Below are 25,213 nucleotides of genomic sequence, written 5' to 3'. Positions count from 1 at the left end.
AAGGAAGTTAATATTAATGCAAAAGTCAACAATCGATCTCTAGTGAATTCAGTCTTTGATTAACCTCATTATGCAATTACAGTGTATAGTCCGAATCGTTTTTCGCACAGGTACCAAAAGTATTCTGAATTGCGCAACCCACAGGAACCAATTATATTTTCAATAAAAGCCTTCATATTGGTAAAGAGATGATCATCATCGCACCACCCTTTCCCCCATTTTTTGCTTCAATCGAGCCGCCATGTTTTTCGATGATAGATTTTGAGATATGAAGACCTAACCCTGCATGTCCCTTTCTTCGGGCCCCTTGGTAAAATGCTTCAAACAGCTTCGTTATCTGTCCTGCCGAAAACCCCGGTCCGTCATCAGCTATTTTTATCATAAGCTTCTCCTCCGTAAGTTTGACTTCAAAGAGAATCTCACCTTTATCGACGAAACGCAAACTGTTGGAAATCAAATTATCAAATACTTGTGTCAACCGGTATGGATCAGCATATATCTCATCTTTCTCTTTGCGCTCATCTTCAATATTCCCGGTAAACTGAACTTCCTCCTTCGTGCAAAGGAGCTCATAGTCTTCCATCTTTTCAGTGAAAAATTCAATCGGATCAATTGCCACTTTGTCCACTACAAACGAATCATTTTCCAAAATCGCTGTTTCATTCAGATCATGAACAAGCTTCACTGCACTTGCCATATTCTTTTTTATGACAGGAATATATCGCTCGAACCGATCAATTCCCCTCTTATGCGCTTCCTCCAAACCTTCTACATGGCCTTGGATAATTGTCAAAGGGGTGCGAATATCATGCGCCAATGCGGCAATGGCTTCCTTCCTCTGTTTCTGCAAATCCCATTCGCGTTGCAGCGAGTCCGACAACTCATCCCTCATCTGTTCAAATGCAACAGTCAATTCCTTCACTTCTGTAATGTTTCCTGAGTAATCAAAAGAAAATTGCAAGTTCCTATTACGGATAGAAGAGGTTGCCTTCATCAACTGTCCAAGCGGCTTTTTCAATTGAAGGTTTAATCGCTTGACAAACACAATTGTAAAGAGAATGACGTATATAAAAGGGGCCAACAGAAACAGGATCGTAATGGTTTTAACTAACAATGCTTCCGATTCATTGATAGGTGTTACCTTCAACGTATAATATAAGAGTAGTACCCCTTGCAAGGACCCTCCCTCTGATAAGATCGGTATATATTTTTCATAATAATCACCGGGTCCATTTTCTACTAAATTCAAACTGTCCAATAGACGCTCGCTTGTCATATCGGATTCGTCAGGTAGGTTTCCGTATTGATAAACGCCTTTTTCATTGACGACTTTATACTTAAATCCTTCCTTCGGGATGATTTCTTCCAATGACTCCTTGCCTGATTCTTTCATCAAACCATCTTTTTCGTGCTTTACTTGTTCCTCAATTGAAGGAATCATTTTTTCATAATGGTTTGCATAGTACGTTTTATCTTCGCCAATGAAGAGCAGTGCGACCCATGTAATGAGCGTACATCCGAAACTCGCAAATAAAATCTTCACAATCATCCGGTGAAGCCTGCTTTTGATCGATACTGTTTTCATATCCACTTATACCCTACTCCCCAAACAGTTTGTATAAATGTCACAGTCGGTTCGATTTCCATGAATTTCGCCCGTATTTTCTTAATATGTTCCGTTACAGTTGAATCGTCTCCATCCGCTTCAAGCCCCCAAATCCGTTAATATATATATGGGTTCTCGAAAAAACTTGCCCTCTATGTAATGAAAGAAACCATACGATGGAAAACTGTTTGCTCGTCAACTCCACGTCAATCCCGTTGAGCCGAACTGAGCGGCCCTTATAATCAATCGTCAGCCTGTCAAATTGGAGTTCCGTTTTATCTTTCCCATCGATCTTTCGTCTTTCCCGTCTCAAATGGGCATGGACTCTCGCTTTTAATTCAGACAAGCTGAACGGCTTTACAATATAATCATCTCCGCCGACAACGAGCCCCTTCACCCGATCTGTTTCATCTTGGCAAGCACTTAGAAAGAGTATCGGTCCACGGACAACAGGGCGGATATGCTCGCACACTTCAAAGCCATCCAACCCGTCCATCATGACATCCAACAACACCAAATCCGGTTTTTTTGCTGCCTCTATGATCGCGCGTTCACCGTCAAAAGCAGTAAGAATCTCATACCCCTCATCTTCAAGCGCATCTTGAATAAAGGAAACAATCTCTTCCTCATCATCTACAATTAAAATTGTTTCTGTCGCCATCCTACATCTTCCCTTTTTCTATTATCATACCTTTCAATTCTAACGAAAGTATAATATTCGCCGTTATACTTCCTTTATCCTCTACTTGTAATCTACAGATACTAAAAGGTATAGGGGGATATCGGATGAAACGTATTGAGGTTTTGGACGGTTTGCGTGGTTTTGCTTTGCTAGGAATTTTAATCGTAAACATTAATTTTTTCAATGAATCACTAATGGCAATAAGCCTTGGAGGGCTGCCTGTAGAAGGGTCGCTGAATGAAACAATTAAAACAGTATCAGCTCTGTTCGTAGAAGGGAAATTCATTTTATTATTTTCATTTTTATTCGGATATGGTGCGGTCATTTTATATTCGAATGCTGAAGCTGCTAAAAGAAAATTCACTCCAATGTTTATTAGAAGAATGCTCGCCTTGCTTTTCTTCGGCGTTTTACACGGCATTTTCATTTGGCATGGGGATGTTTTAACAAGTTATGCTTTGATGGGCCTTCTTCTATTGCCATTCATACGTCGCAGCCCGAAAACGACCCTTATTTGGTCCATCGTTTTTACATTGTTGATCCCACTAATCATGACACTTTTTATGATTGTAGGCAGCCTGTCAGGAGGGAGTAATATTGAAAATATGTATACAATTGATCCGTCACAAATCATAGCTTTTCAACAGGAGGATCAGCAGATTTACGGGGAAGGCACGTATATGGAAATGACAGCAAAGCGGATTAATGATTATATTGCTAGCTTGCTGAATATGATATTATTCTTCCCTCAAATTTTAGGCACTTTTTTATTGGGAGCTTATTTTGCGAAGCGGAAGTTCTTTGAAGACATTTATAGTAAAAAGAGCACCTTCGTAAAATTAGGATGGGTCGGCGGCTTTGCTGGAATTGCATTCACTATTCCACGGATACTATCGGACTCTTCCAATACATTATTGGATGTTGGAAGTGTCTTCATTGGTGCGCCATTGCTTATGCTTTCCTACGTTTCTATTTTCTCGATAGTTTTCATGAAGTATCCGAAGTCTTTACACTTTTTCACCTATCCCGGGAAAATGGCGTTTTCGATGTACATTTTGCAATCCATCATGTGCAGCCTTGTTTTCTACAGCTATGGACTCGGTCTTTTTGGCAAATTAACACTATGGCAAACGACCGCCACAGCATTTATGCTGTTCGGATTGCAAATGCTCCTAAGCGCTTTTTGGCTACGACATTTCAAAACAGGTCCGCTCGAATATACATGGCGGATACTATATAGAGGAAAACGATAAACTGCATGCCAGGTTAAGCTTACTGATAACGGAGCCTAAAGCGGTGCCTGTGCAAGACACATTTATGACAATTCAAGAAAATGAATGTACATGCATGTATTAGCAACTACGTTCTTGTTACATCAAGCTTTGCTTAACTTCTTTATGCAATTGTAGTGTATTATCTGAATTGTATGTTGCACAGGCACCGAAAAGATTCTGAATACGAGAAGAAGCCAATTGTACTTGGGTACGATTGGCTTCTTCATGTTGTCTATGTGTTTAAGTTCCTTAATAATGTGCTACGCCGTCTCGTTTCATTTCGGTCATTTGATACGCGTCGAGCAAGCGGTTCAGTTCTTCAAGTGTGAGCACGTTGTAACGCAGGCAGAGATCTTTAAGCGGGACGCCTGTTTCGAATGATTCGCGTGCAATTTTTGAAGACATTTCATAGCCAATGTATGGTGTTAGCGCCGTGATCGTGCCGATGCTTTTTTCCACATATTCCTGCATTTGCTTAACATTCGCAGTGATGCCGCTGATGCAGTACTTGCGGAATACTTCGATGCCGTTGTTCATGACTGTCAATGATTGCAATAAATTATAGACGAGCACGGGCTCCATGACATTCAATTCGAATTGGCCTGCTTCGGAAGCCAGGCTGATTGTATGATCGTTTCCGATTACTTGGAAGGCGATTTGATTCATCACTTCCGCCATGACGGGATTCACTTTCCCCGGCATGATTGATGAACCCGGCTGTCTTGCAGGAAGGTTGATTTCATTCAGGCCGGCTCTTGGACCTGAGGCCATCAACCGCAGATCGTTAGCCATTTTCGACAGATTGATCATACAGATTTTCAAGACGGAGGAAAGCTCGGTATATACGTCCGTGTTCTGCGTCGAATCGATCAAGTTTTCAGCGGACTTCAATGGCAAACCGCTAATTTCACGGAGATGCTCTACGGCTGTTTCAATGTATTTCACATTTGCATTCAGCCCGGTCCCGATTGCAGTAGCACCCATATTGATTTCAGAAAGATGCACTCTTGTCCTGCCGATCCGTTCAATATCGCGTTCGATGACACTTCGGTATGCACTGAATTCTTGTCCTAATCGAACGGGAACAGCATCCTGCAAGTGGGTTCTCCCCATCTTTATGACACCATCAAATTCCTGCTCCTTCGCCTTCAGCTCGTCCGCGAAGCGCTCAAGCGTTTCAAGCAATTGATTGACCATTTGTTGTGTCGCGATTTTAATCGCTGTCGGGAATGCATCATTTGTTGACTGGGACATATTGACATGGTTATTCGGACTTATGTATGCATAGTCGCCTTTTTCACGTCCCATGATTTCAAGCGCGCGATTCGCGATCACTTCATTCGCATTCATGTTGAATGAAGTGCCAGCGCCCCCTTGTATCGGGTCGACGATGAACTGGTCCGTCAACGTTCCTTCGATTACCTCTTCTGCGGCTTTAACGATGGCAAATCCCACGTCCTCCGGCAGATCATTGACAACAACATTTGAAATGGCTGCAGCTTTTTTCACAATCCCGATTGCGCGAATCAATTCTGGATGCATGCGCTCTTTCGTAATTGGAAAGTTTTCAGTCGCCCGTATCGTTTGAATCCCGTAATATGCATGATCGGGAACCTCTTTTTCCCCTAAGAAATCCTTCTCAATTCTTCCAAAATTCATATGTACCTTGTCCTCTCATTATGAATATTACCAAATAGGCGTACGATGAACATTGCCTGGACAGTTTTTCTGTCTAGCTTCATGTACATCGTACGCCTTTTATCGTAGGAATGCTATCGTTTTCTTCAATAATATTGTGATACTTTTTCAGCCGTTATACTTCGTCTCACTCAACAATATAACCATCCCTCATAGTAATGATCCGATCGGCATAAGGAAGCATCTCTTCGTCATGCGTCACCATCAATGTTGTAAGGTTCAACGTTTTTGTTAGTTCACGAAGCAACTCCATCACATCCTTTGAACGTTTTGTATCAAGGCTTGCTGTCGGCTCATCGGCGAACAGTATTTTCGGCTGATGGATGATCGCCCGTGCAATGGCGACCCTTTGCCGTTCCCCACCGGACAAGGAAGCCGGATAGGCATCTTTCCGATGATTCATCTCTACCAGCTTCAATATCTTCTCAACTTCTTTCACCTGTTCCTGCTTGCCGAGCTTTGTTTTAGAAACATCGAGCATTACCAACAGCTGTTCCTCCACTGTCAAAAACGGGACTAAATGGGACGACTGAAAGACGAATCCGAATTCCTTCGCCCGCACTTGGCGGATTTCCTCCTGGGACATCTTCGTCATATCTTTCGTTTCAAACAGAATCTTCCCGTCCGATGCCCGTTGCAGTCCGGCCGCAATCGTCAGAATCGTCGACTTGCCAGATCCCGACGGACCGACAAGCGCCGTAATCTCCCCTTCCTTCAAGGACAGATTGACACCTTTTAAAATCTGCTCCTCCACTTCACCGGACGTGAACGACTTTGTGACATCTTCTATAAGAAAGTTGGCCATCTTACATCTCTCCTTGTTGAATCGCTTGAAGCGGTTCGATTTTTTTAATTTGGAAGCCTGAGATCGTTGCTCCGATAAAACCGACGATGAGGAATACAGCCGATAACATCATTACTGTATCAAGCGTCAAGTGGAACGGCATTCCCGCCGGCGCCAATACATTGAACAATTGGCTGAGCCCAACACTGAGCGCAAGCGCGACGATTGTAATGACCATCATTTGCACCCAAATCATTCTGAACAAAGCAATCGTCTTCATGCCAATCGCTTTCAAGATGCCGTACAAGCCGATTTTCTGGACATTCATCATATAGAAGAAAATCGCAAACAGCATGCCGCTAATGACGACGAGGAACCAAATGATCATGTTGAGCGACATTTGTTCTGCACTATAGCTCGGAATGGCGTTCAAAAATGATTTATTCGAGAACGACTCGAGTCCAATGAACATAGGAGCGTCCTTAGCAGGGATGAAAATCGTCTGCATTTCCATGACACGGTACATTTCCTGATAGTTCGTCATGTTGATATAAGCTACCGGCGCGTGGCTATATTTCTTTTTGTCGACAAATCCCTTAACGATGAATTCACCGCTGAACTGATTGTTTGACAGCACGTCGCCGACTGCAATGCCCTCGTCCTTCAGAGAGCTGTCCAAGATGATTTCACCTTCCTGTACCGTTTCAAATACATCGGACTCTGTCGACGTGACAAACGCAACGCTATGCTGCTTGTCGTCCGCATCGTTGACAAATCCCATTTGGACCGAAAATGCAGCCGCCCCCGGATTCTCTTCCATAATCTGTTCTTGCAGATCGATATCTATTTTCGACAAGTTGTACGTCTGCTTCGCATCTTCATTCAAATAAAATTGACCAGTCGGCATATCCTTGATAAGCGCCGCATTATCCTGCGACAAACCGTTTGCCAAGCCGGAAATAATAAACGTCAGAAAACTGACGAGGAAAATGATTGAGCCGAGAATTAAAAACTTCGCTTTGTTCTTCTTCATTTCTTTCCATGCTATCTTCATCAAAAACGCCTCCGTTATTTGTTATATCGTTATAATAAAACACCAACATTAACGGAACATGAACATATTGTGATTGCATTCAGCGTACATATTGTATATAGTGTGTATATACACATTCAACAGCAAGGGAGGATCGATATGCATATTTTGATTTCCAACAGCTCAAAAGAACCTATCTACAATCAAATAAAAGACCAAATTAAGCAACTGGTTTTGTCGGGAGAATTAAAAGAAGGCGATGTCCTCCCATCGATGCGACAGCTTGCAAAGGATCTACATATAAGCGTCATTACAACGAAACGCGCGTATGAGGAGTTGGAGAAAGAGGGTTTTATTTTCTCAGTCATAGGAAAAGGGTCGTTTGTGTCTGAACAGAATAATGAAATGATTCTTGAACGAAAAAGGATAGCAATCGAAGAGCAGTTAATAGCTGCAATCCAAAATAGTAAAGAAATAGGAGTCGGTTTAGGAGAATTAAAAGAATTACTAACAATGCTATATAAGGGGGACTTATGATGGAAAACGTTATTGAACTGCAAAATGTAAATAAAGCCTTCAAAGGGTTTGAGCTGAAAGACATGTCTATCTCCGTTAAGAAAGGCTTTGTTACAGGTTTTATTGGTGGTAATGGAGTAGGAAAATCCACAACGATCAAGTTAATTATGAATTTATTACAACCGGACAGTGGAGAGATATCTCTTTTTGGTCTGAATTATAAAAAGCATGAAAAAGAAATCAAGCAGCGAATCGGCTTTGTATTCGATCACAACGTTTTTTATGAACATATTACATTGGCTGAAATGAAGAAAATTATAAAGCCTGCCTACAAAAACTGGGACGATACTATATTTTATCAGTATGTTAATTTGTTTGAACTGCCGTTGAAGAAACCGATAAAGACCTTTTCGAAAGGCATGATGATGAAGGCTTCATTAGCTTTTGCGTTATCCCATCGCGCCGAGTTAATTATTATGGATGAACCAACATCGGGATTAGACCCTATTTTTCGCAGGGAACTGTTAGATATCCTCCATGACCTTATGGAGGATGAAGAAAAAACAATTTTCTTTTCCACGCATATTACGACAGACTTAGATCGAATCGCAGACTATATAACCTTCATCCATAATGGACAGCATATTTTCACAAAAGAGCATTATAAAATCGAAGAAGATTATGCGATTGTAAAAGGCGAAACGAATTTATTAGATCGTGATACAGAGCAAGAGTTTCTAGGTATTCGAAAATCCAATCATGGATTTGAAGCATTAACGACAAACAAAAAACGCACGGCAAATCTTTTTGGTGATACAGTCATTTTGGAGAAACCGACACTTGAAGATATTATGCTGTATACGAAGAAAGGAAATGATAACTATGCTAAATCTTATTCGTAAAGATATTGTGTTACAGAAAAACACATTAGTAATTCTATTACCTGCATTATTGATCGCTTTATTAATAGATAGATCTATTATTTGGGTAGGCGTTTTATTTAGTTTCGCTATCATTATGCAAAGTTTTGCGTTGGATGAAAAACCCTCCACCAATCTTTTAATGAATTCTTTACCATATACCCGTAAGGAAATCGTCAGTTCTAAATATATAGGGGCATGTGTCTTTACTTTCATTATATTATTGACGATTGTGGTAGGGAATATCATTATTCATAGAGAAATAACTCAATTGGATCAATTGCTGTTTATAGCAGGTGTTATTGTAGTGTTTATTTCATTTGCTTTTCCATTCTCCTATCTATTTAAAAGTCAGTATTTGATGATAGCCTGCGGTGTTTTGTTTGTCCTTTATTTAGTACTTGTCAATAAGTTCATACCTGATTTGAACGATAGATTGCGTGCGGGTGTCCAAACGATCCTATCATTTGATAATTCTGTGTTGTATGCAGGAGGAATACTAGCAGTAGTGCTTCTCTACATGTTTTCTTGGATGCTTTCGATACGTATTTATAGTAGAAAAGTATTTTAAAGGGGATTGGATATTAAAATTTATTCGGCAAAGGAGCTCACCTAATGCATAGGGAATTGAAGAAGGAAGATAATCAGTCAAAAGCCCGCGGTAAAATTTTTGGAGGATGGCCAATCCATTTCATCATATTTGTCGCCTTCCAAATCATGTTCATTCTATTTGACGGCTCTCGCATTTGGGCTATTTTCAATGTAAATAATCTAGGAATGAGGCTTATCGAATCCGTCCATCCATTTTTCGATCGATTTCAACCGTATACGAGCGAGCAATTGAATTTTGTCACGGCCGTTTGGGGAATCGTTGTAGTCGGACACGGGTTTGTTTGGCTGGGTGAGTTATTGAGAAATAAGCAACGCTCGTAGTAAGCTTGATAACATGTTAATAGATAAAAGACACCCGCCGAATGATAAAATTGACTAATTCAAAAAAGTAAGTTAAAGTATATGAAATATTTATACGGAACATAAGGCTATGAAGAGAAGAGTAGTTTTGAATCGTTATTTCCAGAGAGCTCCAGTAGGTGGGAAGGAGCAATAATGATCTTAATGAAAAAAAGCTCGGAGCTTCGCAAGGATCTAAGAGTAGTTGCTTAGTGATACTGCGACGGGATCTCCCGTTACAGAGATAGGGTATAATCAATTTATTAATTGACGTACCCGAAGAGGTTGGTATGGCAACATATCAACAAACTGAGGTGGTACCGCGAAGTTCAAAACTCTCGCCCTCAAGATGGATAATCTTGGGGGTGAGAGTTTTTTTGTCGTTTATACGCAAAAATAAACTAGAAAATTGGAGTGAACAAAATGAGGAATGAACAAACAACCCTTCGAACAGAAAAAATAGAGACGTTACAATCGCAGGGGGTCTCCGTATATCCTGATAGATATACGACTAGTCACGAACTTTTCGAAGCATCTTCACTTGAGGATGGAACACCAAGTGTCCGAGTTGCTGGTAGAATCATAGCAATTCGTCAGTTTCCTAAATTATGCTTCATCACAATTTCGGACATTCAAGGTAAATTACAACTTCTTTTGACAAAAGACGAGGTTGGAGAGCAAGCTTTTAATAATTTCATCCACTTATTCGATATAGGCGATTTTATTGGCGCTGAAGGAAATATGTATTCAACGAGAACAAATGAAAAAACGCTGCGTATCGAACAGTATGCTTTGCTTGGAAAGGCATTGCACACACTACCGGATAAATGGCATGGATTAAGCAATATAGACACACGTTACAGACAACGATATTTAGATTTAATAATGACAGAAGAGACGCAAAATCGTATGTTAGTGCGATCAAAGTTAGTTAGTGCTGTTCGCAGATTTTTAGAGGATCAAAACTTTTCAGAAGTGGAAACCCCTGTTTTGCAGCATACTTCCTCAGGCGCTTTAGCACGTCCATTTAGAACGTATCATAACTCGTTAGATACAGAACTGAATTTACGAATTGCACCGGAAACGTACTTGAAAAGACTAATTGTAGGCGGTTTTACAAAAGTATTTGAATTCGCAAAGTGTTTTAGAAATGAAGGAATGAGTCCTCAACACCTTCAAGAATTTACGATGGTTGAAGGCTATGCCGCGTATTGGAATTATGAAGATACAATGGCGCTTATGCGGGAAATGATACTATATGTGCTCAAACAGACATTTAATACAACAGTGATTACGATCCAAGGACAAGAGATTGATTTTTCATCGGAGTGGAACGTTATTTCATTTAGAGATTTAATTTTAAAGGATACGGGCATTGATATTGATTTGTTCCCAGATGAAAAGGATTTATATGAAGAGACAAAGCGGAAAAATATTTATTTGGAGCATGAGAATATCGAAACTTTAGGTAGAGGGAACTTAATTGACCTTCTGTATAAAAAAATGTGTCGTCCACAGTTGATAAAACCAACATTTTTAATCCAGCACCCTATTGATTTATCGCCATTGGCAAGAGCGAACGATGAGAACAAAGCAATTACAGACCGGTTTCAATTAGTCGTCAATGGCGCTGAAATTATTAATGCTTATTCAGAATTAGTCGATCCTGTTGAACAGCGGAGACGATTAGAGGCACAGGCCATTCTGAAAAATAGCGGCGATGTAGAAGCTATGGAAATGGATGAAGACTACTTATTGGCCATGGAGTATGGGATGCCGCCAATTTCCGGCTGGGGGTTCGGGATCGAACGTTTATTAATGGTTTTGACAGATAGTGAGACAATAAAGGATTGTGTGTTATTCCCTTTAACTAAAAAAATGTAAACAGGAAGTATGGAATCCTTCGAAGGAACGAGTGCATTTGTGCATCCGTTCCTTCTTTATCCGCTACTGCCACTACTTTCACTACTTGTCGCCGATATGTTTCAAAGCCTCTCGCCTGCTTAATGGCTTTAGCGTATTTTCTTCGACGAACTGCTTCACAATGACCGGATCAGTTTTTGCGTACTCTCTCAATACCCACCCGATTGCTTTTTGAATGAAAAACTCATTTGAGTGCGTATGCTGCAAAATGATCTCGAATAATAGCTCCGTATCTGTTTCTTTTTTGAACTTTAACTGATGTAAAATGGCGGAGCGGTTTGTCCACATATTATCGGAACTCGACCATTCAAGCATCACGGTTTTTCCGTATGCGCGGTCCAATTTGACGACATGTCCGACGAGATGTGGCGCGATTGAATCGACACTATCCCACCATGATTTCGTTTCGATGAATTTCAATAGTTGCGGGTAATCCTCAGTCGTGAAATGCTTCTTCATTTTATCCAACAAAGCAATTGCCGCATACTGATATTCCCGCTCGCGTAAGTCATATAATTTCCACGCCTCTTCAAAAATCTCGTCATTTTTGGGCAGCGTATACTCCCTGAATTGCTCACGCAACAGCTCTTTCCGCAACGGGCTTTTAATGCCGAGAAACGGAAAATGGTGTTTCATATACGCTTTCATCGGACCTGCTTGCTCGTCATTTCGGCACATTTCAAACTTCTCGATAATCCCCTTGTGGCTCCATTGCTTTTTCATTCTCGTCAACTCCACAGTTTACGCATATCATAACATCCATCGAACATATGTTCAAACTTGTGTAATCAACTCCAAAAAACCGCCCCAGGAAAAATCCTGCGACGGTACAGTGATTGCACGACATAATCAGCTTAGCAGCGAACGACGGGCCAACACAAGAATCCCATAACTGGTTCTCCAAGATTTGAAAGAGCCTTGATCGTTGAGCATTAATCTTTAAACTATAAAGAACTTTAAGTTGTAAGGTTTACAGCTTTGAACGCTAAGGTTTGAGCTTTTTCTCTGCGATGGATTAACTATCAGTAAGTTGTAGTCGGTTTTCTATTTCACCCAAAGAAAATCCGCAAAGAAGGGTCTTGTGGTTGTCGTTTTCAATTACTCATGCAATACAATTATATAGTGATTTTCGTAATGGCATTGGATTCGGATAGGACTGCATCCACTTCCGCTTGAAAGCTGGTAATTCGCTCTTCCCATTCCTCAATCCGTTTATCGAGCTTCAATGGATCGATGAGGACATACTCATTCCGCTCCATAAACGACTTCGTATGTAGTTCAACTTCTTCTTTTTTCGCATGTTCTTTATTGCCTAGGATGGCTGTTAAATAGTCTTCCAATCGGGACGGAAGCGACTCGTTTTCCATCGTCAGCCTATTGATGGCCGTTCTGCGTTTTCCAACCATCGCGGCAAGCAATTTTTCTTCATTTACAATAGATGACTTTCGCTCAATTGCTTTGGCGACCGTCATCCTCTCGCCAGCCACGACTACCTCCGTGATTGCATTCGATTGGACGATTGCATCTTTCAGCCGATTGCGTCTTTCAATTAACGACACCGCCTTATCGAAGCCGGCTTGGATCGTCTTTTCATAGTCTTCGATTGATAAGCCATTTATTTTCTGTGCAGATTTTCGGTCGGTTGCGATAAAATCCGCCTCCTGGATTGCTTTAGGAATACGGTCATTCAATGTTTTCAACTCGGATAGTGCACGGTGAATCGACATCGTTTGCGTGGTAGTCATCACATTTCCTCCAATCACTTTGTTTCATTCTACCATTATACATAGACGGTTGAAAGAAACGTAGCAATCCTGAATCATCGTTCAATCCAAAACCTCCGAACGATGTTGCCATGCGGTTCAGTAAAGCTTTCATCCTCCACGCCGCCATTGTTTACAATAACAGCAGCGGAGCCGATATTATCTTCATTGCATGTGACCAGCACAGAGCGAATGCCCAACTGATCCGTTACCTTCAATGCTTCAGAAAGCAAGTATGTTGCATACCCCTTCCGCCGCTCCGACGGGCGAATTCCATAGCCGATATGGCCATCGACTTGGCGCAAATAGTCATTCAAGCTATGCCGGATATTGACCATCCCAATGATCCGTTCGTCATCATCGACCAGGACGTAATTCGTATTTGGCACCCGATTGCCATCCCCCGCCTCTTTTACCGCCAGTTCCTCTAAGTACGTTTCATAAGGGATGTCCTCTTTCAAATGAAAGCTGCTAGGCGTCATCCGGTCTTCATCCCACTCTCTCATATAGGCAATATGCTCCGTTTCCCATTTCAAGGACGGTCTTTCAAGACGCATGCAAACTCCCCCTCCTCTTCACTTTCGTCATCTCAATATTCTGTCACAAATGAAACTATTCGTCTATACGATGCGTATAAAAAGTATAAACGTCTGGAAGGAGTGAGGACAATGCATAAATGGAAATCAGGCATCGTCATCGTTTTCATTCTCAGCTGCTTGCTCATTATAGGATGCGCAAAGCCTGAACCGCAGGATGAGAACATTGAAGTTATTAAAACTGTCTTGGAACTTGATTTGAATGCACCTGACGAGGAAGCAATCCGCCGGCTCCATGAACCCTATCGCTCAAAAGAAGCCGAACAGGCGAATGATGGATTTTTAGAGGAGTATCAAACATACACAAGGGAAACATACGGACCCTATTTCACGGAAAGCGGGTTTGAACAATTCATTATGCATGCAGGGGCTTTCATGTTCCACAGGGCAGCTGACGAATATGAGTATCAACTTAAGGTGAAACATATTGATGTTGAGCAGAATGAAGTGACACCAACGAATTATAATTTTACGGTTGAGTTGGATTATGAAAAGAAAGAGGAAGAGAAAAGGGAAATCAAAATAAGTGGAATCGCCATTGTCCGTGAGGGGAAAGTCGCGAAAATTACATACCATGACAAGGATTTATTGCGAAGCTTGTTATATGGTGAGCAGAAATAACGTAAATCGAATCATGTTGCCCTTCGCGAGTCCCTGGCAATGTTCATCTGCTTACTTATGGTACAATTAATCACAAAAAGGAATATCGATGGAAAGGAGTTTGACGATGAGCTTACCTAATGAAAGATCCATGTCCATACAAGAATTTTATAATCTGCGGGAAGAAACAGACCGTCTCATTGAGTATGCAGATGGTGTCGTAATGATGGTGCCATCCCCCTCCACACATCACCAGCGAATTTCCAGTCGGCTGCATGCAAAACTTTTTAATTTCTTAGATGGCGGGGATTGCGAGGTTTTCCATGCACCTTTTGATGTCGAACTCAAAGGCGAGAACCTCGGAGGAACTCATATCGTCGTTCCCGACCTTTTAGTTATTTGTGATAAAAAAGGGTTAACAGACAATAAATTTGTCGGAGCACCGGAAATGATTATCGAAATATTAAGCCCGTCCAATCAAGCCCACGATCTCGTTTTCAAATTGAATTTATATATGCAGGCAGGCGTAAAAGAATATTGGATCGTGAACCCCATGTTGAGTATTATCCAAGTATACGAGTTGGATCAGCACGGACAGTACAAACAAGTCGATTCACTTAAAAAAAGCGGCACGATTCAATCTACAGCCTTACAAGGTTTCCGAGTGAATTTAGAGGATGTTTTTAACTGAACCATGAAGGAAGGTGCTTGCTCGCGGCAGGTACCTTCCTTCTATTTTACCGTTCTTCCCCAGTACACAATCAGCGTAATTGCATTTAGGACCAGCGTAACGACAAGTAGTATTGTGGCAGCGCCCGCCACTGCCCCCATCGTGTCCATCAGCGCAGCCCAATCCTCGATTTGCACGAGATGATAGTTGTAATAAATCTGGAAAACTAACGAAATTGCACAAGCACTCAAACTCATAATAGAGAAAGCACTCCGATGTTTAGTCAGTCCCATGAGATTCACAATCGGTAGTATCCAAGCAATCAGTCCGAGCACGAGGCTGCCGACATTCAGCCAAGCATACATATTCTCTCCCCCTTTGCATGTCCCTCCTTTGAATGGACCTTTTTTGGTCAGCTAAGGTTTCATTAATATTACTCTTCATAGGATAGATCAACCGGGATTACAAGAAGACCCAGGTCTTTCACTTTATATTTCTCAAGTGCCTCTCGAGCGGAAGTTACATAGGTGACGATTAATGTACCGGTAAGAACCGTTTCATTGTCATCCCACATTTCAATATTGTTGCCCTCTACGATATGGGAGCCCATCTTGTCTTCGTACACATAAATCGCCGTCGGTGTAAAATGAAGTATGACGGCATATGTATCATTACTAAAATCTTCAATTTCCATTTGACTATTGTAAGGATTCTTGTTCTTGCTGAAAAACATATCTCCCACTCCATGTCGTTGAATGTATTGTTAACTTTTTAAGACGATAGATGCCGATGTAATCATCCATTCAAATTGTATTATAGCATTTCACTGTTATTTCATCAGATGGTTTACTTGAATTATGTTCATTTAAAATAGGAAGTGCGGCGACACTTCCATAACGTTTAATGCTCGTGCTCTTCTATTTGCTCTTTCAAGATGTTTAAAAGGAGAAATCTATCATCAGAGGAGCCCTGCTGGCAACCATCCAGTGTATAGATGTATAATTGCTGCCCCTCCTCCGCCACTAACTCCGTACAGGACATGATCATTTTACGAGGGTTGTCCCCCCGCTCCTTATTTCTCGACCGATCGATTTCCAAGTCGAATTCGGAGCCATCGAATGATAAATCGTATAAGGTCGGATTTCCTTCGAGCGAGTAGTTGGTAATCCGGACGGCAGCTGTTTCTTCCGCTTCGACACTTTCCAAAAATTGTTCAAAACGATCAAAATTGAAGACTGGTCCATTCATATTGATAACATCCCCATTTTTCACTGCTTTTTCACTATCATAAGAACAAGCGGCTAATAGACATGTGCCTAGAAACAAAAGTGGGTATAATTTTTTCTGCATCCGATTCCCTCCAATGACGTGTGTACTTCACCTTCAATTTATGCGTCAATTGGACATCTTATTCCGTGGCAACTTTTCCGTTTCTCCATTTAAGCGTGTACCTTCATAAGTGACTCTACCGAACGGTTTATCACTATAATGATAATAAAGGAATGCATTGTCACCAACAGTTCGATTGAAATCGATAGGTCCGACAGTCGTGGAGTAACCCTTCACGTTATCAAAGGTATTCTGTCTATCCACTACAAAACTCATATATATTTTTTTATTCCCCTTAAATTGCAGTATCCGTTCCACTATTTCCTCATCGCCAATAAACATTTCGTCTGTAATGGACCAACCCCAAAACCCTTTGGATACCGCATATATTTTGAACCCCTCTTCATAAGGCCGGATGGCTATCTCTTGGTTTTTGCTGATGACATGCGAGACACCTGCCCTTCCTTCAACTCCTTCCAACGCAGCATTGGCCGTCGAGTTTACGATGAATTCATCCCAGACCCAGGTTTTGAATACAACAATGCCAATAATGATCAACAAAACTCGTGTTTTCTTTTGCATACGCGTCACCTCATTCACATCTTACTCATTTACTACGCCAAAATGCTAGAATCTCCTTTATTTTATTTCACCCTTGATAGTTCAAAGGTCACAAGATGACGATAAAGCGGGGAAATGAACGATATCATTTCAGACGATCCCATTTACTCATTAATACCAAATGGAAATCTAGCATTTCACTCCCATTTCACGGTACAATAGTTAGAATGTTACATCTACTTGAAGGATGGTGATATGCATGTATAAATTGTATTGCCGAAGCTTTCAGCGCTTTATGAAAGTATCTACCTTTTTCCTGCCATGGCGGGAGCCCCAATTAGTCGAAGGAGAAAATAGTTTGGCAAGACTTCCGCTCTTAATTAAACGCGAAGGCATTGGAACCGTTTTAATTGTCACGGATAAGGGGATCGCCGCAACCGGGATCTTGGATAGTTTCCTAGATGGATTGAAGGCTGAAGGGATGAGCTATTTCCTTTACGACAAGACGGTTCCGAATCCGACGATTGAAAATATCGAGGAGGCGTTGCAGCTTTACAAGACGAACAGCTGCCAAGGGGTTGTCGCATTCGGCGGAGGTTCGCCGATCGATTGTGCGAAGGGCGTCGGTGCACGTTTGGCGAGACCTAACAAGACGATTCCTCAAATGAAAGGCATTTTGAAGGTGAATAAAAAAATGCCGCCGCTATTCGCTGTTCCTACAACTGCCGGCACAGGCAGCGAAGCAACACTTGCCTGCGTCGTTTCCAACAGCGAGACACATGAAAAATATGCACTGATGGACACTGCACTTATTCCGCATTTCGCAGTGTTGGACCCGCTTCTCACCTTGAAACTCCCAAAGCATATTACTTCCACGACTGGAATGGACGCGCTTACTCATGCGGTCGAGGCGTATATTGGAATAAGCAACACAAAACAGACGAAGCAATGGAGCATCGACGCAGTGAAACTCATTTTCGAAAACCTTTATGAAGCCTATTCCAATGGGGAAAACATTGTCGCACGCACGAATATGCAAAGAGCCGCCTATCTTGCAGGAATGGCGTTCACACGCGCCTATGTAGGCAATGTCCATGCCATTGCCCATACGTTGAGCGGATTTTACAACGTGCCGCACGGACTTGCCAATGCCGTCATTCTGCCTCATGTCCTCGACTATTATGGAAAATCGGTCCATGAACCGTTGGCCGAGTTGGCTGACGCAACGTCTGTTTCCGGACTTTCCGACTCTACCGAGGAGAAGGCGACGAAATTCATTCAGGCAATTAAGGACTTGAATGAAAAGATGGAAATCCCGATGAAAGTGGACTGCATTGTCGACAGCGATATCCCCCTCATGGCAAAGCGCGCAATCCAAGAAGCGAATCCACTTTATCCAGTACCGACGATTTTCTTGAAAGAGGATATGGAGAAGCTGATTCGGATGATCGGGGCGTGAGGGAATGAACAAAAGGCAAAAGAAAAAGATGGGCACAAGTTTTCATTTGCTGCTGAAAACAAGACGGCAGGCGCGGAAACGTAAAGGACAAACGTGCATTGCCAATGAAATTGTCGAAATGGGAGAAAGCGATCGGACAGCTTTTTTTGATAAAGAAGGCTACGATCCAGAATATTCAAATGCAACCCATTGGCTTGTTAAGGTCGTCCATCGCAAAGATGTTTACTTCCGGAAGGAACATGCTCCCTATCAAACGTTAGTTTACCCGTGTACGAGCAAAGGAACGAGCGATTCCGAGTCCGCTGTGCACATAATGTTTCATTGGAGAGATAAACCGGAGGGCATGCTTCCGTTTTTCGAGCGGATTGTGAAAGATTTGAAAAATGATCGGTACTGGGAAGCCGATTACTGAATCCAACACACGGGTCCTCCGCAATAGGCATATACTGAGGCATCGATGGAATGCGGAGGTTGCTCTATGTATTATTCTTCTTTTCCGTATGGCTTTAATTCCCGGCAGCAAGCTATCATACCGGTTCATCCGGGTTATATCGCGATGCCTACACCGACGCCAGGAAGTCCCTTTCCTCAAGTGGATACGCGGAAATTCAATGAGTCGGCAAACCGGTTTAAGCAAGTGATGAATCAAGCGAATCTATTCATCGGCACGTTGACATCCTCAAATGAATTCGCCCGTAAACTCATGGATGCCGCTCAGCGATCGGATAAAACTGAAGTCGAACGGCTCGTCCGCTCGACTGGGGTTACAACCAAATACAATCTCGATTATACACCGAGCGGTATCCGAATCGATTTCTCGAACAGCGATGCCGAAAACAGTTGTTGCACGCTGCGTATGGCGCTAAGTTGGTGAAGTAAATGAAAGCCAGTTTAAGTTGAACTGGCTTTTTTTCGGCGTTTGTCAGGTCTAAGTTCATAAAATGACAATAAAGTCGAAAAATGATCGATAACTTCTGTGAACCGAACGATTTCCCTTTATTGAATAAGGCCCTCTAAAATTTTTCAAAATAGTTTGCAGTCTCCCTTCCCGCTTTGTACAATGAAGACGAAAGGAGCGATTGTATATGGGCATCCGAAATCTAAAGCACCACCTGTAATGAGAAAAAATTACAGGAGGAATTAAACATGATAACAGACCAATGGGTCATCCCTTTTTATAAAAAACAATTTGAATGGTTACGAGACGTAGAAGAAGAAATGGCAAGTTACTTGCAGCAAAGTGCAGATAAAATCGAGGAGCAAATCGGGGTTACATTCGAATCCATGCTTGATATTGGAGCTGGCGTCGGCAGTATCGCCCGGGTTCTGGACGCCCGCGGCATCGCCATGACGACGTTAGAACTGGTGCCTGAATTGGTGGAGACAGCAAGAATTCGCTCACCGAAATCAGTCGACATCCACATGGGCGATTTCTACACATATACATTTTCGAAGCAATTCGACGTCGTCAGCTATTTCGACGGCTTCGGCATCGGAACAGACAATGACCAGCTAACACTTCTCAAGCGGATGAAAGATTGGGTGAAAGATGACGGCTCTCTCCTCATCGACATTTACCACCCGGATTACTGGCGCACCATGGCAGCTGGCCAAAAGATGAAGATCGACAATGCAGAACGGATCTATTCCTTTGACGAAGGAAACTGTCGGTTGGTCGATAGTTGGTGGCATGCCGAACACCCCGAGGATATCGTCGCGCAATCGTTACGTTGCTATACGATTAATGAAATCAGCGCTATGTGTGAAAAAGCACAACTGACGATCGTCGGGATTTTTCCAGGCGGAGCGATGGATTTTGACAAGTGGGCGTACATCGAAACCGCACCACTATCTTCTTGCCTTTCCTATCGAATAAAAGTGAAAAAGACAACCTAATTATTCAGGTGCCTGTGCATGATACATTTATGACAATTCATCTGTATTTATGAAAATACAATAGATATCCAGAAAAATACTGTTGAGACTGAATCCCTCGATTACAATTATACAATTGCAGTGTATTGTCTGAATAGTGTCCCGCACAGGCACCTCACAAAAGTTCTCTAGTGCAATTCGTTCCATTCTGCGGATTGCAGCTTCACGATCCTCTTGTTTTTGGAACTGCGTAAACGTCATCGTTTTAGACAGGCATGCATTTTTCAGTTCCTTACATATCGCCACAAATCCTAGCCGCACAAACTGTGATATTCCACCTCATCTATATTTTAGAAGACTTGAAGAGCCTCTGCCCTACCTATACAGGGCATTTGGAAAAAGGACAAGCACTCCCCCTTCCGCTCTATTATTCTATAAACTTCACTTTATTATTAATAGCAACAAAAGAATTCAGGAAAATTGTACAAATTGAAACTTCTTGCCTGTCTAAATCACTCTAATTAGTGAGAGGAGGGAGGAACAACACGATGAAACACGATTTACATGCTGTAAAAAGGGCGATTCATGGAGACGCTGATGCTTTTGAAGAATTGCTTTTTAATGAAGAAAAAATGCTTTATTACAAAGCGCTTTCGTACGTTGGGAATAAAGAAGATGCTTTGGATGCTATTCAGGAAACAGCGTATAATGCATTCCTTGCGGTAGGACAATTACGGAATCCAGAGTATTTCTCTACTTGGCTGTTTAGAATTTTAATACGTGAATGTTATCGATTGTTAAAAGTACGAGACCAAATGATTCCATATGAAGAAAGCGAATTATTGAAGAAATTAGATCACAAGCAGGACGAAGAGATCGATTCTTTTCATTTAAGTGAGGCATTGGCGAGGTTAAACTCGTCCTATCAAACACCCATCATTTTATTTTACTATCATGACTTGTCAATTGAGGACATTTCCGAGATATTGGAGAAACCGGTTGGTACAGTGAAAACGAATTTACGTAGAGCGAGGAAAAAATTGAAAAGTGAGTTGGAGAGGAGTTATCAATTACATGAAAAAGTCACATGAGCCTTTCAAGGAGTTTCCACAAGATCAAGTTCGTTCAGCTATTCGTTCGGGAATCGTTCAAGCTAAAGAACAAGTAGATGCGCCTCGTTTAAGAAAGAAAAATGGGAAAAGAAAAATCATCTATGCTTTGTGCTCTGCGGCAGCTGTATTTGGAATATTGATTGGTTCCTCTTACTATTCGCCAGCGTTGGCAAGCAGTTTGTCACAAATACCGTTTATCGGTTCGATCTTCGGGAATTCTGATCTGATTGGTTTACAACAAGCTCAAAAACATGGGTTAACGAAAGAAATTGGAGAGACACAGACGGTCAATGGCATTTCCGTTACGCTCAATGAAATTTTATATGATCAAAATAATATTACGCTAGGTCTTTTTATTGAATCTGATAAGGAACTCGGTGATTTCTATTTTGGTGCTGGAATGGATTTTACGATTAATGGCGATCTCCCTTCTGGATCCACGGGAAGTTACGGTGAACATATCCTTTCAGCAACTACTATGACTGCCATTCAAACAATAAATGTGAATGAAGAGATGCCGGAGAAATTCGAACTCGGACTAATATTGCACGGAAAAAATGGTGAAACGTGGTACTTCTCAACTCCAGTAGAAAAAATTACTGACATTCATAAAATTCCTGTTCAACATTCACAGACGGCTGATGGTTTGACCCTTACGGTAACAGAAATTTCTTTAAGTGAAACAGGTGTAAGCATAGCCTACGAGAGTTCTGAGGAGGAAACAGATTTCGAGCTCAGTCGCGGAGGTAATATCGAATTCTTGGTAGTCGATCAAAATGGAAATGAAATTACTGGTCTCTCAGGTGGAGCAACAGGTGAAATGGGCAAAGATAGAATCATGTTCAAGAGTAGTAAGCAATTTGATCCCGTTGATTCTACTGTTACTGAATTGACAATCACTCCTTATGTCGTCATTCCGACTGAAGGGGGAGGCGTAGAAATCGACGAAAATGGTAAGGAAACAAAGTTAGAATTTAAAGGGGATTCTATCCAACCAATTGAGTTTGAGTCCTTTAAAGTGAACATCCAACAATAAATTCATCGTTAAAAAAGAGCTGAGATTCAGCTCTTTTTTTACCTTTTATCGTAAATCAGATGCTGAACAGATAACCAAACTCCTCGTAGTATTTCATCCAAATTAAACTTAATCATGAACAGTTTTGTCCAAGCAGTATTCTCTTAGCTGTCTGTAGTAAACTGTTTATATAGTGATGAGCACGTATTGAATTCGGCCTTGAAAATTATCGCCTTGACAGACATTCAATTTATAGACAACGGAATGGGACTTGTTATGAATAATTATGCGGGTGCTTGTGTATGGTGCGTTTATAACAATTCATCTGTATTTATGAAAATACAATATAATTTCAGCTAAATACTGATGTGACTGGATCCCTCGATTACAATTATACAATTGCAATGTATTATCTGAATAGCTTCCCGCACAGGCACCTCACAAATGCATAAATGGCACTATCCGAAAATCCCTATGGTAGATTTTACAAGATATACGTATACTTGAACCATTGAGAGGGGAAATGAAATGAACATCGTTTTTGCATCAACTTCTATTAGAGAAGAGAGACTTACATATATTGTATCCGTATACGGATGAAGAGGAATACATACGTCAATCCATGACTTTTATTGAAGAAGGAATCGCTGCCGAAGAGCAAGTAATTGTAGTTGAAAATGAAAAAATCACCGCCGAGCTGCTTCGGGAACTGGATCTCCGTTATTCAGCCGAAGATCTGGATGCCGTCCACTTCGTCAACAGTCTGTACTTCTACAGGACGAGTGGCAGTTACAATCCGACTGCGATTATCAAATACTTCAAAGAGACCATTCAGCCACATATCGACAAAGACGTCTGTTTCAGGTCGTGGGCACACGTGGAGTGGGCCGGCACGGAAGAACCCCATCACCTTATAAATGAATGCGAAACTGCCTGCGATGCCGTCGTTAATCAATATGCCTTTCCGCATGTTTGTGCATACGGAAAGAATAGAGTGTCCGCAGACCTCGCCAAGATATTATTGGACACTCATTCCTATGTATTAGCAGAAGAGGAATTGGCGGTCTGCCATCGGGATTCGATAAACCAGAACTGAACATAATAAGAGACCACCTAAGCAGGAGGAGAGAGTTTATGGATAAACGCATACAATCAATTGCCGATAGAGCACGGATTGAGTTCGGCCTTGAAAAGTATCGTCTTGAAAGATATGCAATGTATACAAAACGAAACGGCACCGATTATGAATTGAATATGGAATGGTTTCCGAATGATTATGACGGACCTCTTGAAGAGGATATGAATCCGGATGGCACCGCCAGCATTGATTACAATATCCAACAGGGCCGCTTTCAAAGTGTGATTTTCACAATGGGGACAACCTATTCAACCGCCCATCCTTTTAAAGCAAAGACGATCGAGGAAGCGGCCGCTTGGCTCGAAAGACAAACAGGCTTGATATATGAGCAGGATTTCTTCGCGGAGCAGGCGAGTGAAAATGAATTCAAATTCGTATCCCGCGTGGACGGCGTACGTCTTTCGCCAAGCTTACAATTGAATGTCGAGTTCGATGATGATGGGAAACTACTGATATATTCCACATATGGAGAGGTACCGGATGTAAAGCTCGTGGAAAAGCAGGAATTCAATCTGACCCTTGAAGAAATCGAACCGATCGTCAAGGCACATCTTACATGCATTAACATCCCATCCGAAGCGGAAGAGAAGTTCATCCCGGTCTATGCGATCGATGAAGTCTATGTGACAGCGGATGGGAAACGATGCATACCGTTCCTTCTCGATGAACGGATGACCCAGGTGGATCATCTAATGGAATGGGACGAACCGTTAGATGGAAAAATCGAAAAGCAATTCATTAACTTCTCAGAAGAAGTGAGTGTGGATGAAGCTTTCCATACAGATAGACAGCGCAATCGAGATTTGACCGATACACCAATCGATGAATGCGTAAAACTCGTCCATGAAGCACTGCGGATGGAGTATCCTGACGATAGCGGCAAATGGAGGTTGAAAGAACTTCGCGCCGCGTATTCACATATTGAGGCATTCTGTTACGCAGATGATTCCAGGAATGCACTTTTCCGGCCAAAGCTTGTCGTCATAATCGACAGGGACTCAATGACCGTCATCAATATGATCGACAATGAAGCAATGTTCGACGTATTCGATTCATTCACCCCGGCGCCCGAACCGCGCATCGACCATGAAACAGCATTCGAGAAGATGATTCCTTACATTACATTAGATCCCGTCTATGTGTTCGACGCGGATCTGAAGAAATACATTTTATGCGGGCTGCTCGACTCTGAGCAAGCTGTCGACGCTGTCACGGGTGAAATCGTAGAGCTCCGGGATCTATAAGATTAAAGAAAAACAGCCTAGGCGGCTGTTTTTCTTTTCCTTAATTGACATAGTAATTCCGCAGTCCGACTTGGATGTCATCCACATCCGAATCATGAATGAAGAATAAGGCTTTATGGACTTTTCCATCGCTGCCTGTCATCGTGATCGTATTGTTTTGAATCCTATACTTTCCTTTTTCATCTTTGCCGGAATGGCCCGTATGTGTCGAAGGATTACTGTTTGCTGCCAAGCTGCCAATACTAATCCCCGATAGCTCGAACGTTCCATTTTTGTGAAGGGTCAGTTTATACGTCCAGGAGTTAGCGGTAGGAGTAACGCCGATTAAGCCCGAATAACCCATAAACGTATACGTATTATTGAATGTCGTTCCTTTAGGGACTGGCTCCACCTTTGTTAGCGCAATGCTGTTTATTTCAAGGAAACCATTTTTCGTCTTTTTGATTGGCATGGTTTTTCCGTTG

Annotated in this window: 29 protein-coding genes, 2 pseudogenes and 1 other annotated feature; of the genes and pseudogenes, 16 read left to right on the top strand and 15 right to left on the bottom strand. The window is 41.9% G+C overall.

Features of this window, described 5'->3' with window-relative positions:
- Nucleotides 1-172: 172 nt before the first annotated feature.
- The 3 genes from AWV70_RS05255 to AWV70_RS05250 are packed head-to-tail and all read right to left on the bottom strand — an operon-like array spanning nucleotide 173 to nucleotide 2,267.
- Complete coding sequence (locus AWV70_RS05255) at nucleotides 173-1,585, bottom strand: HAMP domain-containing sensor histidine kinase (RefSeq protein WP_235588551.1); 1,413 nt, start codon at nucleotides 1,583-1,585, stop codon at nucleotides 173-175.
- The gene (locus tag AWV70_RS25230; protein WP_306464365.1) at nucleotides 1,582-1,662 is read right to left on the bottom strand and encodes a hypothetical protein; all 81 of its coding nucleotides are present in this window, start codon (nucleotides 1,660-1,662) and stop codon (nucleotides 1,582-1,584) included. The genes AWV70_RS05255 and AWV70_RS25230 overlap by 4 nt, the downstream gene beginning before the upstream one ends.
- A gap of 17 nt (nucleotides 1,663-1,679) precedes the next feature.
- Entirely contained in the window at nucleotides 1,680-2,267 is a 588-nt protein-coding gene (locus tag AWV70_RS05250) for a response regulator transcription factor (protein ID WP_306464364.1), read from the bottom strand.
- 125 nt (nucleotides 2,268-2,392) lie between these two features.
- Here AWV70_RS05250 and AWV70_RS05245 point away from each other — a divergent pair, with 125 nt between their 5' ends.
- Nucleotides 2,393-3,541, top strand: coding sequence for a DUF418 domain-containing protein (locus tag AWV70_RS05245; protein ID WP_060204951.1), 1,149 nt, complete (start codon nucleotides 2,393-2,395; stop codon nucleotides 3,539-3,541).
- Nucleotides 3,542-3,811: 270 nt separating this feature from the next.
- On the opposite strand, the gene aspA is transcribed toward AWV70_RS05245, so the two are convergent.
- From aspA to AWV70_RS05230, 3 genes are all read right to left on the bottom strand, one after another.
- Nucleotides 3,812-5,221: an aspartate ammonia-lyase gene (aspA, locus tag AWV70_RS05240; protein ID WP_060204950.1), complete on the bottom strand. Its 1,410-nt coding sequence runs from the start codon at nucleotides 5,219-5,221 to the stop codon at nucleotides 3,812-3,814.
- Nucleotides 5,222-5,387: 166 nt separating this feature from the next.
- Nucleotides 5,388-6,065, bottom strand: coding sequence for an ABC transporter ATP-binding protein (locus AWV70_RS05235; RefSeq protein ID WP_060204949.1), 678 nt, complete (start codon nucleotides 6,063-6,065; stop codon nucleotides 5,388-5,390).
- Nucleotide 6,066: 1 nt separating this feature from the next.
- Nucleotides 6,067-7,098, bottom strand: coding sequence for an ABC transporter permease (locus AWV70_RS05230; protein WP_060204948.1), 1,032 nt, complete (start codon nucleotides 7,096-7,098; stop codon nucleotides 6,067-6,069).
- 138 nt (nucleotides 7,099-7,236) lie between these two features.
- Between AWV70_RS05230 and AWV70_RS05225 the strand changes: the two genes are divergently transcribed.
- The 5 genes from AWV70_RS05225 (at nucleotide 7,237) to lysS (ending at nucleotide 11,348) form a co-directional block, all read left to right on the top strand.
- A complete protein-coding gene (locus AWV70_RS05225; RefSeq protein WP_060204947.1) occupies nucleotides 7,237-7,614 on the top strand; it encodes a GntR family transcriptional regulator in 378 nt (125 codons plus the stop codon).
- On the top strand, nucleotides 7,614-8,495 hold the full coding sequence (locus tag AWV70_RS05220; protein WP_060204946.1) for an ABC transporter ATP-binding protein: 882 nt from the start codon (nucleotides 7,614-7,616) through the stop codon (nucleotides 8,493-8,495). The genes AWV70_RS05225 and AWV70_RS05220 overlap by 1 nt, the downstream gene beginning before the upstream one ends.
- The gene (locus tag AWV70_RS05215) at nucleotides 8,476-9,084 is read left to right on the top strand and encodes an ABC-2 transporter permease (protein ID WP_060204945.1); all 609 of its coding nucleotides are present in this window, start codon (nucleotides 8,476-8,478) and stop codon (nucleotides 9,082-9,084) included. The genes AWV70_RS05220 and AWV70_RS05215 overlap by 20 nt, the downstream gene beginning before the upstream one ends.
- 44 nt (nucleotides 9,085-9,128) lie before the next feature.
- Entirely contained in the window at nucleotides 9,129-9,446 is a 318-nt protein-coding gene (locus AWV70_RS05210; RefSeq protein WP_060204944.1) for a hypothetical protein, read from the top strand.
- Nucleotides 9,447-9,546: 100 nt separating this feature from the next.
- Nucleotides 9,547-9,813: a binding site (T-box leader), on the top strand.
- 74 nt (nucleotides 9,814-9,887) lie between these two features.
- Nucleotides 9,888-11,348, top strand: coding sequence for a lysine--tRNA ligase (lysS, locus tag AWV70_RS05205; RefSeq protein ID WP_060204943.1), 1,461 nt, complete (start codon nucleotides 9,888-9,890; stop codon nucleotides 11,346-11,348).
- Nucleotides 11,349-11,429: 81 nt separating this feature from the next.
- Here the strand turns inward: lysS and AWV70_RS05200 are convergent, their stop codons facing one another.
- The 3 genes from AWV70_RS05200 to AWV70_RS05190 all read right to left on the bottom strand — a co-directional run bounded on the left by AWV70_RS05200 (nucleotide 11,430) and on the right by AWV70_RS05190 (nucleotide 13,707).
- Entirely contained in the window at nucleotides 11,430-12,110 is a 681-nt protein-coding gene (locus AWV70_RS05200) for a DNA alkylation repair protein (RefSeq protein ID WP_060204942.1), read from the bottom strand.
- Between the two features lie 392 nt (nucleotides 12,111-12,502).
- Complete coding sequence (locus AWV70_RS05195; protein ID WP_060204941.1) at nucleotides 12,503-13,132, bottom strand: hypothetical protein; 630 nt, start codon at nucleotides 13,130-13,132, stop codon at nucleotides 12,503-12,505.
- Nucleotides 13,133-13,206: 74 nt separating this feature from the next.
- Nucleotides 13,207-13,707, bottom strand: a complete 501-nt coding sequence (locus AWV70_RS05190) for a GNAT family N-acetyltransferase (RefSeq protein ID WP_060204940.1) — start codon at nucleotides 13,705-13,707, stop codon at nucleotides 13,207-13,209.
- Between the two features lie 111 nt (nucleotides 13,708-13,818).
- On the opposite strand from AWV70_RS05190, the gene AWV70_RS05185 reads away from it, so the two are divergent.
- Both AWV70_RS05185 and AWV70_RS05180 read left to right on the top strand, forming a co-directional pair.
- Nucleotides 13,819-14,367: a hypothetical protein gene (locus AWV70_RS05185; protein ID WP_060204939.1), complete on the top strand. Its 549-nt coding sequence runs from the start codon at nucleotides 13,819-13,821 to the stop codon at nucleotides 14,365-14,367.
- Between the two features lie 106 nt (nucleotides 14,368-14,473).
- Nucleotides 14,474-15,037, top strand: coding sequence for a Uma2 family endonuclease (locus AWV70_RS05180; RefSeq protein ID WP_060204938.1), 564 nt, complete (start codon nucleotides 14,474-14,476; stop codon nucleotides 15,035-15,037).
- Nucleotides 15,038-15,078: 41 nt separating this feature from the next.
- Here AWV70_RS05180 and AWV70_RS05175 read toward each other — a convergent pair whose 3' ends face one another.
- The 4 genes from AWV70_RS05175 to AWV70_RS05160 form a co-directional block, all read right to left on the bottom strand.
- Complete coding sequence (locus tag AWV70_RS05175) at nucleotides 15,079-15,381, bottom strand: hypothetical protein (RefSeq protein WP_060204937.1); 303 nt, start codon at nucleotides 15,379-15,381, stop codon at nucleotides 15,079-15,081.
- 68 nt (nucleotides 15,382-15,449) lie between these two features.
- Entirely contained in the window at nucleotides 15,450-15,749 is a 300-nt protein-coding gene (locus AWV70_RS05170) for a hypothetical protein (protein WP_060204936.1), read from the bottom strand.
- Between the two features lie 167 nt (nucleotides 15,750-15,916).
- The gene (locus tag AWV70_RS05165) at nucleotides 15,917-16,366 is read right to left on the bottom strand and encodes a DUF4362 domain-containing protein (RefSeq protein ID WP_060204935.1); all 450 of its coding nucleotides are present in this window, start codon (nucleotides 16,364-16,366) and stop codon (nucleotides 15,917-15,919) included.
- A 45-nt stretch (nucleotides 16,367-16,411) separates the two neighbouring features.
- Nucleotides 16,412-16,927 carry a hypothetical protein gene (locus tag AWV70_RS05160; protein WP_060204934.1) on the bottom strand — a complete coding sequence of 172 codons (516 nt, stop codon included), beginning with the start codon at nucleotides 16,925-16,927 and terminating at the stop codon, nucleotides 16,412-16,414.
- 238 nt (nucleotides 16,928-17,165) lie between these two features.
- On the opposite strand from AWV70_RS05160, the gene AWV70_RS05155 reads away from it, so the two are divergent.
- From AWV70_RS05155 to AWV70_RS05140, 4 genes are all read left to right on the top strand, one after another.
- Complete coding sequence (locus tag AWV70_RS05155; RefSeq protein ID WP_060204933.1) at nucleotides 17,166-18,365, top strand: iron-containing alcohol dehydrogenase; 1,200 nt, start codon at nucleotides 17,166-17,168, stop codon at nucleotides 18,363-18,365.
- Between the two features lie 4 nt (nucleotides 18,366-18,369).
- Entirely contained in the window at nucleotides 18,370-18,777 is a 408-nt protein-coding gene (locus AWV70_RS05150) for a hypothetical protein (protein ID WP_060204932.1), read from the top strand.
- A gap of 66 nt (nucleotides 18,778-18,843) precedes the next feature.
- Entirely contained in the window at nucleotides 18,844-19,239 is a 396-nt protein-coding gene (locus AWV70_RS05145) for a hypothetical protein (RefSeq protein ID WP_060204931.1), read from the top strand.
- Between the two features lie 275 nt (nucleotides 19,240-19,514).
- A complete protein-coding gene (locus AWV70_RS05140; protein ID WP_414714818.1) occupies nucleotides 19,515-20,261 on the top strand; it encodes a class I SAM-dependent methyltransferase in 747 nt (248 codons plus the stop codon).
- 162 nt (nucleotides 20,262-20,423) lie between these two features.
- Here the strand turns inward: AWV70_RS05140 and AWV70_RS24350 are convergent.
- Nucleotides 20,424-20,573: pseudogene (locus tag AWV70_RS24350) on the bottom strand (UV damage endonuclease UvsE); the annotation flags it as partial.
- Between the two features lie 215 nt (nucleotides 20,574-20,788).
- Here AWV70_RS24350 and AWV70_RS05130 point away from each other — a divergent pair.
- The 4 genes from AWV70_RS05130 to AWV70_RS05115 all read left to right on the top strand — a co-directional run bounded on the left by AWV70_RS05130 (nucleotide 20,789) and on the right by AWV70_RS05115 (nucleotide 24,749).
- Entirely contained in the window at nucleotides 20,789-21,331 is a 543-nt protein-coding gene (locus tag AWV70_RS05130) for a sigma-70 family RNA polymerase sigma factor (protein ID WP_060204928.1), read from the top strand.
- Entirely contained in the window at nucleotides 21,315-22,388 is a 1,074-nt protein-coding gene (locus AWV70_RS05125) for a DUF4179 domain-containing protein (protein WP_060204927.1), read from the top strand. The genes AWV70_RS05130 and AWV70_RS05125 overlap by 17 nt, the downstream gene beginning before the upstream one ends.
- A 559-nt stretch (nucleotides 22,389-22,947) precedes the next feature.
- On the top strand, nucleotides 22,948-23,463 hold the full coding sequence (locus AWV70_RS05120; protein WP_060204926.1) for an MEDS domain-containing protein: 516 nt from the start codon (nucleotides 22,948-22,950) through the stop codon (nucleotides 23,461-23,463).
- Between the two features lie 38 nt (nucleotides 23,464-23,501).
- Nucleotides 23,502-24,749, top strand: coding sequence for a hypothetical protein (locus tag AWV70_RS05115; protein ID WP_060204925.1), 1,248 nt, complete (start codon nucleotides 23,502-23,504; stop codon nucleotides 24,747-24,749).
- Nucleotides 24,750-24,789: 40 nt separating this feature from the next.
- Here the strand turns inward: AWV70_RS05115 and AWV70_RS22820 are convergent.
- Nucleotides 24,790-25,213, bottom strand: a pseudogene (locus tag AWV70_RS22820) (hypothetical protein); the annotation flags it as partial.

It is taken from the genome of Sporosarcina koreensis, assembly GCF_001531445.1.
Lineage (GTDB): Bacteria > Bacillota > Bacilli > Bacillales_A > Planococcaceae > Sporosarcina > Sporosarcina koreensis_C.
This window is presented reverse-complemented; position numbering and strand designations above follow the sequence as displayed.

Excerpts from the sequence above, each read along its gene's own strand:
- AWV70_RS05245 (WP_060204951.1), top strand. The coding sequence starts at position 2,393 with ATGAAACGTATTGAGGTTTTGGACGGTTTGCGTGGTTTTGCTTTGCTA.
- aspA (WP_060204950.1), bottom strand. The coding sequence starts at position 5,221 with ATGAATTTTGGAAGAATTGAGAAGGATTTCTTAGGGGAAAAAGAGGTT.
- AWV70_RS05145 (WP_060204931.1), top strand. The coding sequence starts at position 18,844 with ATGTATTATTCTTCTTTTCCGTATGGCTTTAATTCCCGGCAGCAAGCT.
- AWV70_RS05255 (WP_235588551.1), bottom strand. The coding sequence starts at position 1,585 with ATGAAAACAGTATCGATCAAAAGCAGGCTTCACCGGATGATTGTGAAG.
- AWV70_RS05115 (WP_060204925.1), top strand. The coding sequence starts at position 23,502 with ATGGATAAACGCATACAATCAATTGCCGATAGAGCACGGATTGAGTTC.
- AWV70_RS05210 (WP_060204944.1), top strand. The coding sequence starts at position 9,129 with ATGCATAGGGAATTGAAGAAGGAAGATAATCAGTCAAAAGCCCGCGGT.
- AWV70_RS05225 (WP_060204947.1), top strand. The coding sequence starts at position 7,237 with ATGCATATTTTGATTTCCAACAGCTCAAAAGAACCTATCTACAATCAA.
- AWV70_RS05185 (WP_060204939.1), top strand. The coding sequence starts at position 13,819 with ATGCATAAATGGAAATCAGGCATCGTCATCGTTTTCATTCTCAGCTGC.
- AWV70_RS05190 (WP_060204940.1), bottom strand. The coding sequence starts at position 13,707 with ATGCGTCTTGAAAGACCGTCCTTGAAATGGGAAACGGAGCATATTGCC.
- AWV70_RS05200 (WP_060204942.1), bottom strand. The coding sequence starts at position 12,110 with ATGAAAAAGCAATGGAGCCACAAGGGGATTATCGAGAAGTTTGAAATG.
- AWV70_RS05250 (WP_306464364.1), bottom strand. The coding sequence starts at position 2,267 with ATGGCGACAGAAACAATTTTAATTGTAGATGATGAGGAAGAGATTGTT.
- AWV70_RS05215 (WP_060204945.1), top strand. The coding sequence starts at position 8,476 with ATGCTAAATCTTATTCGTAAAGATATTGTGTTACAGAAAAACACATTA.
- AWV70_RS05195 (WP_060204941.1), bottom strand. The coding sequence starts at position 13,132 with ATGACTACCACGCAAACGATGTCGATTCACCGTGCACTATCCGAGTTG.
- AWV70_RS05175 (WP_060204937.1), bottom strand. The coding sequence starts at position 15,381 with ATGTATGCTTGGCTGAATGTCGGCAGCCTCGTGCTCGGACTGATTGCT.
- AWV70_RS05130 (WP_060204928.1), top strand. The coding sequence starts at position 20,789 with ATGAAACACGATTTACATGCTGTAAAAAGGGCGATTCATGGAGACGCT.
- AWV70_RS05155 (WP_060204933.1), top strand. The coding sequence starts at position 17,166 with ATGTATAAATTGTATTGCCGAAGCTTTCAGCGCTTTATGAAAGTATCT.
- AWV70_RS05235 (WP_060204949.1), bottom strand. The coding sequence starts at position 6,065 with ATGGCCAACTTTCTTATAGAAGATGTCACAAAGTCGTTCACGTCCGGT.
- AWV70_RS05165 (WP_060204935.1), bottom strand. The coding sequence starts at position 16,366 with ATGCAGAAAAAATTATACCCACTTTTGTTTCTAGGCACATGTCTATTA.
- AWV70_RS05230 (WP_060204948.1), bottom strand. The coding sequence starts at position 7,098 with ATGAAGATAGCATGGAAAGAAATGAAGAAGAACAAAGCGAAGTTTTTA.
- AWV70_RS05125 (WP_060204927.1), top strand. The coding sequence starts at position 21,315 with ATGAAAAAGTCACATGAGCCTTTCAAGGAGTTTCCACAAGATCAAGTT.
- lysS (WP_060204943.1), top strand. The coding sequence starts at position 9,888 with ATGAGGAATGAACAAACAACCCTTCGAACAGAAAAAATAGAGACGTTA.
- AWV70_RS05170 (WP_060204936.1), bottom strand. The coding sequence starts at position 15,749 with ATGTTTTTCAGCAAGAACAAGAATCCTTACAATAGTCAAATGGAAATT.
- AWV70_RS05150 (WP_060204932.1), top strand. The coding sequence starts at position 18,370 with ATGAACAAAAGGCAAAAGAAAAAGATGGGCACAAGTTTTCATTTGCTG.
- AWV70_RS05220 (WP_060204946.1), top strand. The coding sequence starts at position 7,614 with ATGGAAAACGTTATTGAACTGCAAAATGTAAATAAAGCCTTCAAAGGG.
- AWV70_RS05180 (WP_060204938.1), top strand. The coding sequence starts at position 14,474 with ATGAGCTTACCTAATGAAAGATCCATGTCCATACAAGAATTTTATAAT.
- AWV70_RS05160 (WP_060204934.1), bottom strand. The coding sequence starts at position 16,927 with ATGCAAAAGAAAACACGAGTTTTGTTGATCATTATTGGCATTGTTGTA.